The 14,907-nt window shown below is 61.9% G+C and carries 15 protein-coding genes; 7 read left to right on the top strand and 8 right to left on the bottom strand.

Translation table 11 applies throughout. The features are described from left to right. Nucleotides 1–173 precede the first annotated feature (173 nt). From ACODSD_RS10900 to lipA, 4 genes are all read left to right on the top strand, one after another. Entirely contained in the window at nt 174–1,319 is a 1,146-nt protein-coding gene (locus tag ACODSD_RS10900; protein WP_107798629.1) for a D-alanyl-D-alanine carboxypeptidase family protein, read from the top strand. 349 nt (nt 1,320–1,668) lie between these two features. Then, nucleotides 1,669–1,914, top strand: coding sequence for a YbeD family protein (locus ACODSD_RS10895; RefSeq protein ID WP_370445189.1), 246 nt, complete (start codon nt 1,669–1,671; stop codon nt 1,912–1,914). 16 nt (nt 1,915–1,930) lie between these two features. Continuing rightward, on the top strand, nt 1,931–2,554 hold the full coding sequence (gene lipB / locus ACODSD_RS10890; RefSeq protein ID WP_107798627.1) for a lipoyl(octanoyl) transferase LipB: 624 nt from the start codon (nt 1,931–1,933) through the stop codon (nt 2,552–2,554). Then, a complete protein-coding gene (lipA, locus tag ACODSD_RS10885; RefSeq protein ID WP_488877362.1) occupies nt 2,551–3,498 on the top strand; it encodes a lipoyl synthase in 948 nt (315 codons plus the stop codon). The genes lipB and lipA overlap by 4 nt, the downstream gene beginning before the upstream one ends. Nucleotides 3,499–3,715: 217 nt before the next feature. Here lipA and dctA read toward each other — a convergent pair whose 3' ends face one another. Both dctA and ACODSD_RS10875 read right to left on the bottom strand, forming a co-directional pair. After that, nucleotides 3,716–5,035: a C4-dicarboxylate transporter DctA gene (dctA, locus tag ACODSD_RS10880; RefSeq protein WP_488877361.1), complete on the bottom strand. Its 1,320-nt coding sequence runs from the start codon at nt 5,033–5,035 to the stop codon at nt 3,716–3,718. 114 nt (nt 5,036–5,149) lie between these two features. After that, the gene (locus ACODSD_RS10875; protein ID WP_486635601.1) at nt 5,150–5,896 is read right to left on the bottom strand and encodes a FadR/GntR family transcriptional regulator; all 747 of its coding nucleotides are present in this window, start codon (nt 5,894–5,896) and stop codon (nt 5,150–5,152) included. Between the two features lie 520 nt (nt 5,897–6,416). Between ACODSD_RS10875 and ACODSD_RS10870 the strand changes: the two genes are divergently transcribed. Together ACODSD_RS10870 and ACODSD_RS10865 are read left to right on the top strand one after the other, a co-directional pair. Beyond that, entirely contained in the window at nt 6,417–7,283 is an 867-nt protein-coding gene (locus ACODSD_RS10870) for a hypothetical protein (RefSeq protein ID WP_486635602.1), read from the top strand. A 12-nt stretch (nt 7,284–7,295) separates the two neighbouring features. Beyond that, the gene (locus tag ACODSD_RS10865) at nt 7,296–7,601 is read left to right on the top strand and encodes a hypothetical protein (protein ID WP_107798624.1); all 306 of its coding nucleotides are present in this window, start codon (nt 7,296–7,298) and stop codon (nt 7,599–7,601) included. Nucleotides 7,602–7,619: 18 nt separating this feature from the next. On the opposite strand, the gene ACODSD_RS10860 is transcribed toward ACODSD_RS10865, so the two are convergent. The 3 genes from ACODSD_RS10860 to speB form a co-directional block, all read right to left on the bottom strand. Next, on the bottom strand, nt 7,620–8,090 hold the full coding sequence (locus ACODSD_RS10860) for a sodium:solute symporter family transporter (RefSeq protein ID WP_488877360.1): 471 nt from the start codon (nt 8,088–8,090) through the stop codon (nt 7,620–7,622). 28 nt (nt 8,091–8,118) lie between these two features. Beyond that, nucleotides 8,119–8,973 carry a sodium:solute symporter family transporter gene (locus ACODSD_RS10855; RefSeq protein ID WP_488877359.1) on the bottom strand — a complete coding sequence of 285 codons (855 nt, stop codon included), beginning with the start codon at nt 8,971–8,973 and terminating at the stop codon, nt 8,119–8,121. Nucleotides 8,974–9,042: 69 nt separating this feature from the next. Further along, nucleotides 9,043–9,993 (bottom strand): agmatinase, encoded by a 951-nt coding sequence (gene speB / locus ACODSD_RS10850; RefSeq protein ID WP_107798622.1) that lies wholly within the window; start codon nt 9,991–9,993, stop codon nt 9,043–9,045. Nucleotides 9,994–10,141: 148 nt separating this feature from the next. On the opposite strand from speB, the gene ACODSD_RS10845 reads away from it, so the two are divergent. Further along, the gene (locus ACODSD_RS10845) at nt 10,142–11,062 is read left to right on the top strand and encodes a LysR family transcriptional regulator (RefSeq protein WP_488877358.1); all 921 of its coding nucleotides are present in this window, start codon (nt 10,142–10,144) and stop codon (nt 11,060–11,062) included. A gap of 69 nt (nt 11,063–11,131) precedes the next feature. On the opposite strand, the gene ACODSD_RS10840 is transcribed toward ACODSD_RS10845, so the two are convergent. From ACODSD_RS10840 to ACODSD_RS10830, 3 genes are all read right to left on the bottom strand, one after another. Next, complete coding sequence (locus tag ACODSD_RS10840; protein WP_488877357.1) at nt 11,132–12,214, bottom strand: porin; 1,083 nt, start codon at nt 12,212–12,214, stop codon at nt 11,132–11,134. A 490-nt stretch (nt 12,215–12,704) separates the two neighbouring features. Further along, nucleotides 12,705–14,156, bottom strand: a complete 1,452-nt coding sequence (locus tag ACODSD_RS10835; protein WP_107798619.1) for an ATP-binding protein — start codon at nt 14,154–14,156, stop codon at nt 12,705–12,707. After that, nucleotides 14,153–14,872, bottom strand: coding sequence for a response regulator (locus tag ACODSD_RS10830; RefSeq protein ID WP_107798618.1), 720 nt, complete (start codon nt 14,870–14,872; stop codon nt 14,153–14,155). Before ACODSD_RS10830 ends, ACODSD_RS10835 begins: the two co-directional genes overlap by 4 nt. Nucleotides 14,873–14,907: the final 35 nt, after the last annotated feature.

The raw sequence follows: 14,907 nt of genomic DNA, 5'->3' as shown, positions 1-14,907 counted from the left end.
TCCAAGCAGACGGGAAGCCTTGATAATATTGGATTGTTGCATTGCGGTATCGCAACGGCTCCGTCCGCCCCGCCCGCAGAAAATCCCCACTTCGCGGCAACCGGACGGCAATCCGCGTGTATAATCAACGGCTACTATTTGGACCTCAACCCCCAGCGTTGCCCATAGGAACAATGAAAACATTCACCAGCATTCTCACGGCAGCGGCGATCGCGCTGCCGTCCGTCTCTTTCGCCTCCGCCGCCTTTCTGCCGCCCGCGCCCGAAATCGCCGGCAAGGCTTATTACCTGACCGACTTCAACAGCGGACAAGTGCTGGCCGAGCGCGACCCGGACTCCCGCGTGGAGCCGGCCTCGCTGACCAAACTGATGACCGCCTACCTCACCTTCAAGGCGCTGAAGGAAAAACGGCTGACTCTGGAACAGACGCTGACGGTGTCGCAAAAAGGCTGGAAAACCGAAGGCTCGCGCATGTTCCTGGATCCCAAGGTGCCGGCCAAGGTCGACGACCTGATCAAGGGCATGATCGTGCAATCCGGCAACGACGCCTGCGTGACGCTGGCTGAAGCCATCGCCGGCAGCGAGGAAGTCTTCGCCCAGGTGATGACCCAGCAGGCGCAGAAACTGGGCATGAAGAACACCCAGTTCCGCAACGCCACCGGCCTGCCCAATCCCGAGCACTACACCACCGTGCACGATCTGGGCATCCTGGCCGGCGCGCTGATCCGCGACTTCCCGGAGTTCTACCCGATCTACTCGATCAAGTCCTTCACCTACAACAACATCAAGCAGCCCAACCGCAACCTGCTGCTCTACCGCGACCCCAACGTCGACGGCATGAAGACCGGCTACACCGACAGCGCCGGCTACAATATGATCACCACCAGCCACCGCGACGGCCGTCGCGTGATTTCGGTGGTGGTGGGCACCGCCAGCCCGGAGGCGCGCGCGGTGGAAAGCTCCAAGCTGCTCAACTACGGCTTGCAGTTTTACGATACGCCCAAACTGTATAGCGGCGCCAAGCCGGTGTCCGAGCTGCCCATCTACAAGGGCGCGGCCAAAACCGTGTCCGTCGGCTTCGCCAGCGACGTCTACGCCACCGTGGCCAAGGGCCAGGCCGCCAAGCTCAAGGCCGATCTGACCACCATGCAACCCTTGATCGCCCCGGTGAAAGCCGGCCAGGTGGTGGGCAAGCTGGTGGTGTCGCTGGACGGCAAGCCGCTGTTCGAGCGCCCGGTGGTGGCCTTGAAGGCGGTGGAAGAAGGCGGCTTCTTCAGCCGGCTGTGGGACAGCATCAAGCTGATGCTGGGCTGGAAATAAACGGCGTCCGCCGTTAATCGCTGCGCCGGGCATCGCCCGGACGCCGCGGCTGTATTATGATGTGACGTTTTAGTAATAAAGACGACCGTAAAATGTATTGGCGCGGGCGGCCCGGTTTGCAGTACAACTGGCTGCTGCGCCTTTGCCCGTTTCGGGTTCGGCGTCTTTAGAACCTGTTTACGATCTGCTGCGCGCCGGCGATACCGCGTTGAAAACCGCTTCGAAATGCTCATGTACCGTGTGTACACTCCGCTTTCTCAACTGTTTTCGCCTTGTCTCGCTCTTGCTCGCGCAATCGTAAACACGTTCTTAGCGGATTTGATTGCATATGTCTGAAAAACAGGAACTCATGGAATTCCCCTGTCGCTTCCCCATCAAGGTGATGGGCGAGCGTCACGAGGATTTCGTCCTCACCATCACCGAGGTCGTCCGCGTCAACGCGCCCGACCTGGCCGATCACGACGTGACGCTGCGCGAAAGCGCCAACGGCCGCTTTTACGCGCTGACCGTCACCGTCACCGCCACCTCGCGTCAACAGCTGGACAACATCTATCTGTCGCTGACCGGCCATCCGATGGTGAAAATGGTGCTTTAAGCGCCTGGAGATTGCCGTGTCGCGCATCGTCAAACATCTGGGCCGGGTGGATTACGAACCAACCTGGCGCGCCATGCAGGCGTTCACCGACGCCCGCAACGCCGACACCCCCGATGAACTGTGGGTGGTCGAACATCCGCCCGTCTATACCCAGGGCCTGGCCGGCAAGCCGGAGCACCTGCTGCACGCCACCGCCATTCCGGTGGTGAAAACCGACCGCGGCGGCCAGATCACCTATCACGGGCCGGGCCAGTTGGTGGTTTATCTGCTGGTGGATTTCAAGCGCATGGGCATAGGCGTGCGCGAGCTGGTGCGCCGCATCGAACAGGCGGTGATAGACACGCTGGCGGAACTGGGCATACACGGCAACGGCGATGTGGACGCGCCCGGCGTTTACGTGGCCGGCGCCAAGATCGCCTCGCTGGGCCTGCGCATCAAGAACCACGCGGTCTACCATGGCCTCAGCTTCAATGTGGACATGGACCTGGCGCCTTTCGATTCCATCAATCCTTGCGGTTACGCCAACCTCAAGGTGACCGACCTGAAACAACTGGGAGTGGAGCTGAGCCTTGCCGCCGCCGCCGATACGCTGCTGCCGCATCTGGAGCGCCTCCTGAACAGCACCAAGGAACTGACATGAAGCCGGAAAACCAGGCTGGGGTCAAACACAAGGGCGCGGCCAAAACCGCCCGCATCCCCATCAAGATCGTCCCGCTGGACGAAAAACTGAAAAAACCGGAATGGATCCGCGCCAAGCTGCCCAACGGCCAGCGCTTCCACGAGATCAAGCAGATTCTGCGCGAACAAAAGCTGCACACGGTGTGCGAGGAAGCCACCTGCCCGAACATCGGCGAATGTTTCAGCAAAGGCACCGCCACCTTCATGATCATGGGCGATATCTGCACCCGTCGCTGCCCGTTCTGCGACGTGGGCCACGGCCGCCCCAATCCGCTGGATCCGGACGAACCTCGCCACCTGGCGGAGAGCGTGGCCGCGATGAAGCTGAAGTACGTGGTGGTGACCTCGGTGGACCGCGACGATCTGCGCGACGGCGGCGCCCAGCACTTCGCCGACTGCATCAACTCGGTGCGTGAAATGTCGCCCAACACCCAGATCGAAACCCTGGTGCCGGACTTCCGCGGCCGCCTGGACGTGGCCGTCGACATCCTGAGCCAGACCCCGCCGGACGTGATGAACCACAATCTGGAAACCGTGCCGCGGCTGTACAAGCAGGCGCGTCCGGGTTCGGATTACGCGCACTCGCTGCAATTGCTGAAGGACTACAAGGCCAAGAACCCCGACGTCCGCACCAAGTCCGGCCTGATGGTGGGCCTGGGCGAGACTGACGAAGAGATCCTGGAAGTGATGCGCGATCTGCGCGCCCACAATGTGGACATGCTGACCATAGGCCAGTATCTGCAACCGTCCGACGGCCATCTGCCGGTGCTGCGCTACGTGCATCCGGATGTGTTCAAGATGTTCGAGACCAAAGCCTATGAAATGGGCTTCGTTCACGCCGCCGTGGGCGCGATGGTGCGCTCCAGCTACCACGCCGACGTGCAGGCGCACGAGGCCGGTGTGTGAGTAACCTTTTAATGCGGCTAAACAACGCTGACGTGCGCTGAACGTCAAACTAAAAAAATGCCTGATCAAATTCATGATCAGGCATTTTTTATGACTTCTCCAGCACATCAACCGGGGAAGGCTCCCAGATATTGCTGCCCCGTTCGAACTATCCGCAACGCCTATGGCGCCCCGCCAAAATGGAGACGCGCTAAAGCCACCACCGCTAAAACCTGCTTCAACGATCCACCAAGGAACCGACGCTGACAGCCGGCTCCGCCACATATTCATAACCCTGCTTGCGTCTCAGCACATTGCGCGCCCGCTCCAAGTCCATATCCCGCTCCCAGCGCGCCACCACCACCGCGGCCACGCAATTGCCGATTAAATTGGTCAACGCCCGAGCAATGCCCATGAACCAGTCCACCGACAACACCAACACCAGCCCGATCACCGGAATGGCGGGTATTGCCGACAGAGTCGCCGACAGAATCACCAAGGCAGAGCCAGGAATTCCATGCGCGCCCTTGGAGGTCACCAACGACACCGCGAGAATGGTCAACAAATCGTAATTGGACAGCGGCGTATTGGTGGCATGGGCGATAAACACCGCCGCCAGGGTAAGATAAATGGAAAAACCATCGAGATTGAACGAATAACCGGTGGGAATCACCAGGCCCACGGTGGCATTGCCGATGCCCAGATGTTCAAGCTTTTGCATGACTTGCGGCAACACCGCGTCGGACGAGGCCGTCCCCACCACGATCGATAACTCGTCTTTCAGATAGCGTAAAAATGCTACGATGTTAAGACCCGCCAATTGCAAAATAGTCCCCAGCACCACCAGAACAAACAAAGCGCAAGTGAGATAAAACATCAGCACCAGACCACCCAACTGCTGCAAGGACGATACCCCGTAACTGGCGGTGGTAAAGGCAATGGAGCCGAACACTCCCAGCGGCGCCAATTGCACCACCAGACCGATCAGCTTGAAAAACACATGGCCCGCCTCATGCACCAGCCGAATCACTCCGCCAGCGGAATCGCGCACTAGATTCAAGGCGCAACCAAACAATAAGGCAAACACCAACACCTGCAAGATATCGCCCGAGGCCAACGCGCCAAACACCGTGCCGGGAATCAAGTTCATGAAAAACGACCAGGTGCTGCCATGCTGCAAAGCCTGGGCTCTATCGGTGTAGGCGGCCATCGCTTGGGTATCCAAGGAGCCGACATCCACGTTCATCCCCAGACCGATGCTGCTATGCAGGGCCAACAGCAAGCCCAAAGCCAGAGCCAGAGTCGTGACCAGCTCAAAATACACAATGGCCTTCAAACCCACCCGGCCCACTTTTTTCAAGTCACCGGCACCGGTAATACCGCTCACCACCACACAGAATACAATCGGCACGATCAGCATCTTGATCAGCTTGATAAAACCATCTCCCAACGGTTTCAACTGTAGAGCCTGTTCCGGCCACAACAAGCCGGCGCAGATGCCGAGGACAAGTCCGATCATGACTCGTACAAACAACGACTTCTTAGTCAAACGCAGCATGGCTTCCCTTTCTCCTAATGAGGAGGTATGGCGAGAAGCCGCCCAGACAAGTCATCCAGGCCAAGACGGTTGACGCGGCGGCCTTCCGGAAACGGCTTCCAACATCCAACTGGCTTAGGTACCACCCTCCCCTTGTTGTGACCAGACGACAGACGTGCCACGAACCGGAATCCCCAAGCGTTCGCAAGCATGAATGATGTGCTGTTGCATGGCGGCGCTGGCCGCCGCGCTGTTATGCGCCTTGATGGCCCGCAAAATGGCCTCTTTCTCAATCAACGCCGCCTGTAACTCCTGCGGTCGCGCCAGCATGATGGCGCGGGCGTGACCAATGGCCTCGCTGGCCTGCTCCATCGACTGCTTGAACACTGGGTTGCGGCTAAATCCCACCAACTGCCGGTGGAACAAAATATCCGCCTCCACCACCGCAGCCATTTCGCCCGCAGCCAGCGCCTCACGCATATCCAGCAGCGTTAGCCGCAACTGCATCAGTTCTTCGGAAGTTATCGACTGCGCGACCAAGCCCACCACGAATGGCTCCAGCGCCAAGCGCAGTTGAAACACGTCCTCCGGACGCACCGTCGGCTGCGCCAACGGCTCACCCTGGGGATCGGTGCTAAGCACAAACACCCCCTTGCCGGGATGGGAGCGGACAAAGCCCAAGGCCTCAAGCACCGAAATCGCCTCGCGCAGCGGCGGGCGGCTTATGCCAAACTGCTCTGCCAGATCGCGCTGCGACGGCAGCATCTCTCCAGGCAACCAGACGCCGCGCTTGATGGCATCAAGAATATTGCGGGCGGCGACATCGCCCAGTTTGGAAGAAGTGAACATGGCGGCCAGGCGATCAAAAACATGATTAGTCATAAACGGCAAACTACACTGGTCTAACTGGCATTACCAGTAAGACCAATATTTTACCCGCTATCAAGTCGCGCCTCCGTCGCCCAAAACCGCCTCCGGCCAAGCCAGTTGCGGCATAGCTGCCGGTGACATTTCCGCAACGCACCGGGCGACCGAACTCAGCATCGCCGAAGTTCTGGCGGGCCGCCGGCAATCGACTGGCCTGTGCAGCTTGTTGCCAAGCCTGCGCTCAGATGTCGATATGCTCGTCATTCGCCACCACGGCGCTAATGATAAAGCTCGAAACCCGCTTAGATGCGCTCACGCGTGAAGGAACCACCCTAGCCGACCTCGATAGAACGATGAAAACGGCCAAACCAAAGGGAGTACCGGAGCGCCCTTTTCATTGCCATATCATTGGTACAGGCTCGCTGCAACAACGGATCGTCTATACCACGACATGCGCCCGCCATAGCGTCCGCGCACGTTTCATCCCGCAAACCGCGCGGTCGCGTCAGCGCCCGCCTGCCGATGGAGCAGCGCCATGTCCGCCAGCCCTTTCTTCCGCCTGCTGCCTTTGCTGCCGCTGCTGCTGGCCGCCTGCGCCAACGCCCCGGACACGCCATTCGCCGATTTCGACAACGCCGCCCGCAGCGTCACGCAAAGCTCCGCCGGCACCTTTGCGCGCATCCAGCAGAATGCGCGGCTCAACGCGGTGCTCACCGCGCCCAACGCGCCGCTGCGCGCGGACACCTTCCGCCCGCAAGCCGGCAACGGCGCCAGCTACGATCTTGCCCCCGCTCTGGCGCAGTTGCAGGCGACGTTGGACGCGCTGGAAAAATACGCCCGAACTCTGCGCAGCCTGGCTGGAGACCGGGAGGCCGAGGCCCGGGTCGACGCCGCCGCCCAGGACTTGGCCGACAGCGTTCAGGATCTCAAACTGCGCGGCGGCGACGAGGCCGCCGCCAAGATTCTGGCCACCGCGGCCGATGCGCTGGGCCGCCAGCTCACCACCGCGCAACGCAAGAACGCGCTGCGCGACACCATGGCCACCGCCCAGCCCGGACTGGACCGGCTGGCCGTCAGCAGCCACCGCGTCTTGAGCGCGCTGCCCGGCTATCTGAGCGTGCTCAGGGACAGCCTGCTGCGTCACGCCAATTTCAGCCGACCGCCCTACGGCAGCTGGGAGCGCTACCAATTCGACCTCGCCATCTCCGACCGGCTACGCGAATTCGAGCAGATCGAGGCCGCGCTGCAAGCCAGCGACAAGGCGATTCAGGGTTTTCCCGACACCAACCGCCAGTTGCTGCAAAGCCTGGACGCGCCCCAGTCCAAGCTGCAAGCGCTGCGCGACTTCGCCGCCGAAGCCAGGCGGCTGCGCAATTTTTATCGCGACCTGCCCGCCAAATAAAGGAGGCAGCATATGGACAGCCACCGAGTCACCGAGCTTGTCAGCGGCCTGGCATCCCGCATCAACAATCTGGCCGTCGCCAGCCTGGGCGCGGACAGCCGCGCCTTGCTGGCGCAACAGGATGAATTGGCCAACCAGACCCTGGCGCTGATCGCGCGGGATCTGAACGCCGACACCGACGACTTCCGCAACGCGATCGCCGCGCTGCAAGCGGCGACCGAGGCGGCCGATCACGCCGGGCGGCAGCTGCAACGCGTGGGCGACACCATCAAGCTGACCGCCAAAGCCATCGGCGCGGTGGCCAAGCTGCTGGCCTGAACGGCCGACGACGGGCGGCTACTCCCGCGCCGGGCGCGGCCGCGCACGTCCGTCCGCCAGGCTGAACGCCAGCATCAGGCCGGCGCTGGTCAGCAAGCTGAAATAAATCGGCGTATTGGCGTCCAGACCGTCCCGCAGCATGAAGAACACCGCCGCGCCCAAACCGCCCATCATGGCGCTCACCGCGCCGGCGGTCGTCGCCCGCGGCCAGCAGATCGCCGCCAACAACGGCACCAGCATGCTGCCCACCAGCAGGTTGTAGGCCAGGGTCAGCGCCTGGATCACGTCATTCACCCGCATCGCCAGCAGCAGGACCAAGGCCCCGGCCAGCAAGGTGGCCACCCGGTTGCGGCGTAAACCGGCGCGCCCTCCCGGCAACAAGTCCTCCGTCAAGGTGGTCGATGCGGCCAGCAAGGCGGCGCTGGCGGTGGACATCATCGCCGCCAGCGCCGCCGCGATCACCAAGCCGCGCACGCCGTCCGGCAACACCCCTTTGACGACGGCGGCGAAAGCGTTGTTAGGGTTCTCCAGCTCCGGCCGCCATGCCTATCAGCGCGCAGACCAAACCGTACAACAGGCAATACAGGCCGGCGGCGCTGCCGGCATAGCGCGCCACCTTGTCGTCGCGCGCGGTGAACACCCGCTGCCATACGTCCTGACCGATGAGGATGCCGAAAAAATAGATCAGGAAATACGTCAGCACCGTGCCCCAGCCCAGGCCCTCGAAGCTGAACGCGGACGCCGGCAGCCGGACGGCCAGTTGCTCCCAACCGCCCGCCCGCCACAGACAGATGGGCAGCAGCACCAGCATCAGGCCAACCGTCTTGATGACGAATTGCACGATGTCGGTCAAGGTCAGCGACCACATGCCGCCAATCGCCGAGTAAATCACCACAACGCCGCCGCCGATGACGACGGCCAGCCAGAACGGCAGCTCGAACAGCACCTGCATCACCGTGCCTATCGCCAACACCGAAGTCACGCAGATCATCAGCGCGTACGACAACATCACCAGCGCGCTGGCCTTGCGCGCCAGCGGATGATAGCGGCGCTCCAGCACCTGGGTGACCGTGAAAACCCGCAAGCGCAGCAACGGCTTGGCCAGAAACAGATTGAGCACCACGATGCCGCTGCCCAGCGCCGCGCACAACCAAAAGCCGGAAATGCCGTAAACATAGCCCAGCCGGACCGTGCCCACGGTGGAGGCGCCGCCCAGCACTGTCGCCGCCATGGTGCCCATATACATCATCGGCCCCAGATTGCGCCCCGCCACCAGGTACTGCTCCCGGTCGCTGGCCCGCCGCATGCCCAGCCAACCCAGCCACAACATGGCGCCGATATAGGCGGCCACCGTCAATAGATCCAGACTCATCTCGTTCTCCTCTTGTTCTCGGGACCGCGGCGCATTCTCCGGCGCTCGCGGGCATGGAATCAGCGCGGCTTAGCGCGCCGGCGCGGGCAAAACGCACAGCATTTCGAACAGCAGATTGGCGCCCAGCAAAGCGGTGTTGCCGCTGGCGTCATACGGCGGCGACACCTCGACCAGATCGCCGCCCACCAGATCCAGGCCCCGGCAGCCGCGCACGATTTCCAAGGCCTGCGCCGAACTCAGGCCGCCCACTTCCGGCGTGCCGGTGCCGGGCGCGAACGCCGGGTCGATGCCGTCGATATCGAAACTCAGATACGCCGGCGCCGCTCCCAGCTGCGCGCGCACCTCGGCCATCAACGGCGCCAGCGAGCGATGCCAGCATTGCTCCGCCGTCTCCACCCGAAAACCGCGCTGGCGCGACCAGTCGAAATCCGCCGCCCCGTAGCCGCTGCCGCGCAGACCAATCTGGACCACCCGCCCCTCGGCCAGCAGCCCCTCCTCCCAGGCGCGGCGGAAGGTGGTGCCGTGCGCGATCTTCTCGCCGAACATCTCGTCGTTGACGTCGGCATGAGCGTCCACGTGCACCAAGCCCAGCGGGCCATGCTTGCGCGCCAGCGCGCGCAGCGCCGGCAAGGTGACGGTGTGGTCTCCGCCCATGCCCAGCAAACGTACCGGGTGCCGCAACGCCAGATCGTAGGCGGCCTCGATCCGCGCCACGCTGTCCGCCAGGTTATAGGGATTGGTGGCGACATCGCCGAGGTCCGCCACTTGCAGCCGTTCGAACGGCGCGGCGCCGCTGCCCAGGTTGTAGGGGCGCAGCAGCGCCGACTGGCTGCGGATTTCACGCGGGCCAAAGCGGGTGCCGCTGCGGTTTGAGGTGCCGATATCCAGCGGCAGGCCGATGAAGGCGGCGTCCAGGCCGGCGGCGCTGTCGCGCAGAGGCAGGCGCATCATGCTGGCGACGCCGCCGAAACGCGGCATCGCATTGCCGCTCAGCGGCTGGTTGAGCAAAGGGGCGGACATAAGACCTCCTGCGTCTTGATGGATGGGATCACGCAGTCTATGCGGCCGCCTCTCCGGCTAACATCACCAAACGCCACGGTTTACATGGATAAAAATGAATGTATTAATCAGCGGGTGCCCACTCATTGCGCCGCCGGCGCGGAGGCCCATGCTCAATACCTTAAGCAATATGGATTTGCGGCTGATCCGCGTGTTTCAGGCCGTGGTCGAGGCTGGCGGCGTCTCCGCCGCGCAGGGCACGCTGAACATCAGCCAGTCCACCATCAGCAATCAACTGGCGGCGCTGGAAACCCGGCTGGGCTATAGGCTGTGCGAGCGCGGCCGCGGCGGCTTCGCGCTGACCGCCAAGGGCGAGCGCCTGCTGGCCGCCAGCCGGCAGCTGTCCGAATCGATGGAATTATTCTGTCGGGAAGCCCGCCAACTGGACCGGCAGTTGGTCGGGCAATTGCGCATCGGCGTGATCGGCCATACCGCCCTGGGCGCCAATACGCGGCTGTCGGCGGCGATCCGGCGCTTTCGCGCGCGGCCGCAAGCAGTGGAGTTGATTCTGTCTATGTTGCCGCCGGGCGGCCTGGAGGAGGCGCTGCTGTCGGGCGGGATTCATCTGGGCATCGGCTATTGCTGGCATCGTGCGCCCCAACTGGAGTACCGGCCGCTATTCGTCGAACGGCAGCTGGCCTACTGCGGCCGCGACCATCCGCTGTTCCCGCAGGCCGGCGCGCTTGGCCCCGCCGAGCTGGCCGCCCATGACTGGGCCTGGCGCAGCTATCCGCTGCCGGATACCGGGCTGCCGGTGGCGGATTGGCGCATCAGCGCCCGCGCCGACAATATGGAGGCGATCGCCGCCCTGATTCTGTCCGGCCATCATCTGGGCTTTTTGCCGGAACACTATGCCACGCCGCTGGCGGAGCGGGACTTGCTGCGAGCGCTGGACCCGGCGCGCTGGCGCTATCTGGCCGAATTCCAACTGGTCACCCGCAAACGCGGCCATCCCAATCCGACGCTGCAGGCCTTCGTCGCCGACCTCGTCGCCGCCCACGGCGAGCCGCTTGCCGAGCGCCGGACATGAAAAATGCCGCCCCTGTTGCCAGGGGCGGCATTCCAAACTGTTCGCAGCTTTACGTCTAGCCCGTAACGCTTAGAACTTGTGTACGACGTTCAGACCGAAGGCCTTGATCTTGTCGGTGGACTGACCATTGCTCTTCAGGTAAGCGCTGTCAGCCTTGATTTCGCCGTACTGAGCGCCCACGGTGGTGCGCTTGGACAGGCTGTAGTCAACGCCCAGCAGGTACTGCTTGTAGCCGCTGTTATCTTTCTTCACGCCGTCAATCTTCGCGTCTTTGGACTGAGCGTAGGTGAACTTGGGCATGAAGGCGCCGATTTGGTAGCCGGCGGTCAGCGCGTATTCTTGCGATTCGTACTTGCGACCGTCAGTAGCGGTGCCCAAGTCAGCCAAGAAGTACTCCGGCGTCACGGTGGCGTCGCCCTTGTCATTGCGATAGCCCAGCGCCACGAAGATGTTGTTGGCGTTGTAGCCGGCTTCGATGCGGTGCTTGTTGTTGGCCTTGCTGCCACCGCTCTGAGCAACGGTAACCGGGCTTTCGTGGATGTACTGGTACTTGCCGAAGAAGCCGCTGTTCTCGTAGGACAGGCCCAGGTTGTAGGTTTCGCGATCGTTGTTCTGAACAGCGTTAGCGTTGCTATCGAAACCGCGCTTGTCTTCCTTGGTACCGTACAGGAAGGCAGCCTTGAAGCCGGCGAATTCCGGGGTGTCGAAACGCACGGCGTTCTTAACATAGCCGTCGCCGCGGGTGAAGGCATTCAGTTGCAGCGCGTTGCTGCTGCTTTCCCACGGGTTAACTTGAGCCATGTCGGACTCGCCGTAGTTGGCCAGGTGACCCAGACGGAAGGTACCGAAGTTGGAGGACAGACCCACGAAGGATTCGCGGCTGGCGAAGGAACCGCTGCTTTCGCCGGTGCGGCTCTGGCCGTCGATGCCGAAGCCGGTTTCAACTTGCCAGATGGCTTTCAGGCCATTGCCCAGATCTTCATTGCCTTTGAAACCAATACGGGAACCCAGGTCGTCGATATTGGTTTGCTTGGTGCCCTTGCTGCTGTCGACGTATTCAACGCCGCCTTTGATGGTACCGAACACGGTTACGTCGGCGAAAGCGGCTGCCGGCAGAGTGGCAACCATCAGAGCGATCAGACTTTTTTTCATGATGTGGCTATCCTTCTTGTTTACTTAGGAAGTGAGCGAATACTAGTTGCTGTGTTTCACATTTGCAACTAGCCATGCAAACTTGTGGTCATTAAACAACAGTAGTGTCAAAAAAACAACATCAGACTTCAGGCAATCAGACTGGAACACTCAGGCGAAGTTTCACTCTCAACTTGTTAAAATTCATTAACTACAAGCATTTGAGCAAAAAAATGCCCGCACGCGGCGGGCTGAAGATTGGATAGACTTGACTCGAATTCAAAGAAGCGAAAAAGAATCTGTATCAGTGAATTCTGACACTGATTGTAATCAATCACTTTGTAAATGTCCATTTACAATACGGCTTTAATGTAAATAGAGTGTGAACACATCGTAAATTTTGAGAATTCGGCAGATACAAAACCGCTCACCCGCCCCCTCTCTCATCACACCCCGGCGATAAGACAAGAAAAAAGCCGCGCTAGTGCGGCTCGCCACAAGATCAATGCGTTCAATGTCCGGCCGGCAAACTCAGTTTCACGCACAAACCGCCCTGAGGCCGGTTGTTCAGTTTGAGATCGCCGCCATGGTCGCGCGCAATCGCCCGCGCGATGGCCAGGCCCAGGCCGCTGCCCCCGGTATGGCGCGCCCTGGAGTCCTCCAAGCGGACATAAGGCTCCATCACCCGTTCCAGCTCCGCCTCGGCGATGCCCGGCCCCTGGTCCTGAATCCGCACTTCCACCCAGTCTCCCCGCTGCCGCAGGCTGACCTCGATCCCCGCGCCGCCGTAACGGCGCGCGTTCTCCAGCAGATTGCCCAGGCAACGGCGCAAGGCGCCGACCTTGCCGGCGACCGGCGCCACCGCTTCGCTGTGCAGTTGGATGTCGGCGCCGAAAGCCTCCATATCCTCCACCACGCTTTCCAGCAAAGCGTTGAGATTCAGCTTCACCACCTGCTCGCTGCCGCAGCCGCCGCGCAGATAGGTCAGCGAGTCGTTGATCAATTGGTCCATTTCCAGCAGGTCGCGCTCTATCGCCTGCTTTTCCGACGACTCGGCCAGCCCTTCCAGGCGCAGACGGATGCGGGTGATGGGTAAACGCAGATCGTGCGACACGCCGGCCAGCATCTGATTGCGGGTTTTCAGCAGGCGCTGCAGCTCGGTCTGCATCCGGTTGAAGGTTCGGGCGGCTTCCGCCACTTCTTCGGAGCCGGTTTCCGGCAAGGGCGCCTGATTAAGATTGCTGGCCAGGCCTCGGGCCGCCTGCGCGAACAGGCCCAGCGGCCGGATCAGCTGCCGCACCGCCCAGGCGCCCAGAATAGCGGCGGTCAAGGCCACCAGCAGCAGCCAGGCCAGGATGCGGATGGGCTGATCGGCCAGCGAAATGGGCCGCGAGGCGTTGAAGGTCAATACCGTGCCGTCGCTCAGCCTGGCCTGCACCGTGGCCAGATGGGTCTTGAATTCGGCCAGCGGACCCAGAGCGGTCAGTTCTTCGCCGACGATGGAGCCGGCAAGGCCGGCGTCCCGCGTGGGCGTGAAATTTTTCATCCCCAACCCGCCCACCCTATCGATCAAGGCCGCGCGGCCGCCTGCCGACGAGTCCTGCTGCTTGGACAACACCTGCAGCTGATAAGGCTTGATCAGATCGCGCTTGATCAATTGCTGAAACGAGCGGCCATGCCGGCTCAGCGTATTTTCTGGCTGCTCCCAGAACCGGTCCATGCGCACCAGCAGCGTGGGCTGGTTCAGGGCGGAAATCACCTGTTCCCGATATTTGCTTGGACACTCGTCCAACAGATTGACGATGTCGGCGATGTGCTGCGCGGTGTATTGCACGCGCAAGGAATTGCTCAAGCGGTCGCGGTCGCTGAGAATGAAATAAATGCCCAAGGCGTTGGCCAGCAGCAAGCCCCCCACCAGCGTCAGCGAAATCTGGCCATACAATGTGCGCGGCAACCACCTCATCGCAAGGCTTCCACCTCGCAGGCCAGCATATAGCCGCCGCTGCGTATGGTCTTGAGCAGCACGGGTTCGCGCGCGTCCTCGCCCAGCCGGCGGCGCACCCGCCCTATCATCACGTCGACGGTGCGGTCGAACGGTCCGGCCTCCTTGCCGTTCATCGCCTCCATCAGTTGATCCCGCGACATCACCGCGTTGGCGTTTTCCGCCAAGGCCTGCAGCAGTTTGAATTCGCCGCCGGACAGCGGAGTGACCACTCCGGCCTCGTCCAGCAGATGCTGGGCGTTCAGGTCCAGCGTCCAGCCGGCGAAACGCAGCCGGCGCACGCTGGCCGCGTTCGCCGGCTGATCCGACACCCGGCGCAGAATGCTCTTGATCCGCGCCAGCAGCTCGCGCGGGCTGAACGGCTTGGTCAGATAATCGTCGGCCCCCATTTCCAGGCCGATGATGCGGTCCAGCTCGTCGCCGCGCGCGGTCAGCATCAGGATGGGCATGCAGGAGCGCTCGCGCAGATTGCGGCACAGGGTCAGGCCATCCTCGCCCGGCAACATCAGGTCCAGAATCAACATATTGTAGTTCTGCGCGGCAATCGCCTGATGCATGGCCTGGCCGTCGCCGACGGCGTCGACGGCGAAACCCTGCTTGCCCAGGTAGTCGCGCAGCAGGTCGCGCAGGTCGGGGTCGTCATCCACCACCAGCAATCTTGGCACTTCGACAGTCATAACAGCTCACCTCCATTGCGGCTTTATTATAAGAC

It is taken from the genome of Chromobacterium sp. FG22 (assembly GCF_057809415.1).
Note: the sequence above shows the minus strand (reverse complement) of the source record. Positions and strands in the feature narration are given on the sequence as shown.

What these genes read in the sequence shown, in the direction of transcription:
- ACODSD_RS10900 (WP_107798629.1), top strand. Translation starts at nt 174, where the DNA reads ATGAAAACATTCACCAGCATTCTCACGGCAGCGGCGATCGCGCTGCCG.
- ACODSD_RS10895 (WP_370445189.1), top strand. Translation starts at nt 1,669, where the DNA reads ATGGAATTCCCCTGTCGCTTCCCCATCAAGGTGATGGGCGAGCGTCAC.
- lipA (WP_488877362.1), top strand. Translation starts at nt 2,551, where the DNA reads ATGAAGCCGGAAAACCAGGCTGGGGTCAAACACAAGGGCGCGGCCAAA.
- dctA (WP_488877361.1), bottom strand. Translation starts at nt 5,035, where the DNA reads ATGCTGCGTTTGACTAAGAAGTCGTTGTTTGTACGAGTCATGATCGGA.
- ACODSD_RS10875 (WP_486635601.1), bottom strand. Translation starts at nt 5,896, where the DNA reads ATGACTAATCATGTTTTTGATCGCCTGGCCGCCATGTTCACTTCTTCC.
- ACODSD_RS10870 (WP_486635602.1), top strand. Translation starts at nt 6,417, where the DNA reads ATGTCCGCCAGCCCTTTCTTCCGCCTGCTGCCTTTGCTGCCGCTGCTG.
- ACODSD_RS10865 (WP_107798624.1), top strand. Translation starts at nt 7,296, where the DNA reads ATGGACAGCCACCGAGTCACCGAGCTTGTCAGCGGCCTGGCATCCCGC.
- ACODSD_RS10855 (WP_488877359.1), bottom strand. Translation starts at nt 8,973, where the DNA reads ATGAGTCTGGATCTATTGACGGTGGCCGCCTATATCGGCGCCATGTTG.
- speB (WP_107798622.1), bottom strand. Translation starts at nt 9,993, where the DNA reads ATGTCCGCCCCTTTGCTCAACCAGCCGCTGAGCGGCAATGCGATGCCG.
- ACODSD_RS10845 (WP_488877358.1), top strand. Translation starts at nt 10,142, where the DNA reads ATGCTCAATACCTTAAGCAATATGGATTTGCGGCTGATCCGCGTGTTT.
- ACODSD_RS10840 (WP_488877357.1), bottom strand. Translation starts at nt 12,214, where the DNA reads ATGAAAAAAAGTCTGATCGCTCTGATGGTTGCCACTCTGCCGGCAGCC.
- ACODSD_RS10835 (WP_107798619.1), bottom strand. Translation starts at nt 14,156, where the DNA reads ATGAGGTGGTTGCCGCGCACATTGTATGGCCAGATTTCGCTGACGCTG.
- ACODSD_RS10830 (WP_107798618.1), bottom strand. Translation starts at nt 14,872, where the DNA reads ATGACTGTCGAAGTGCCAAGATTGCTGGTGGTGGATGACGACCCCGAC.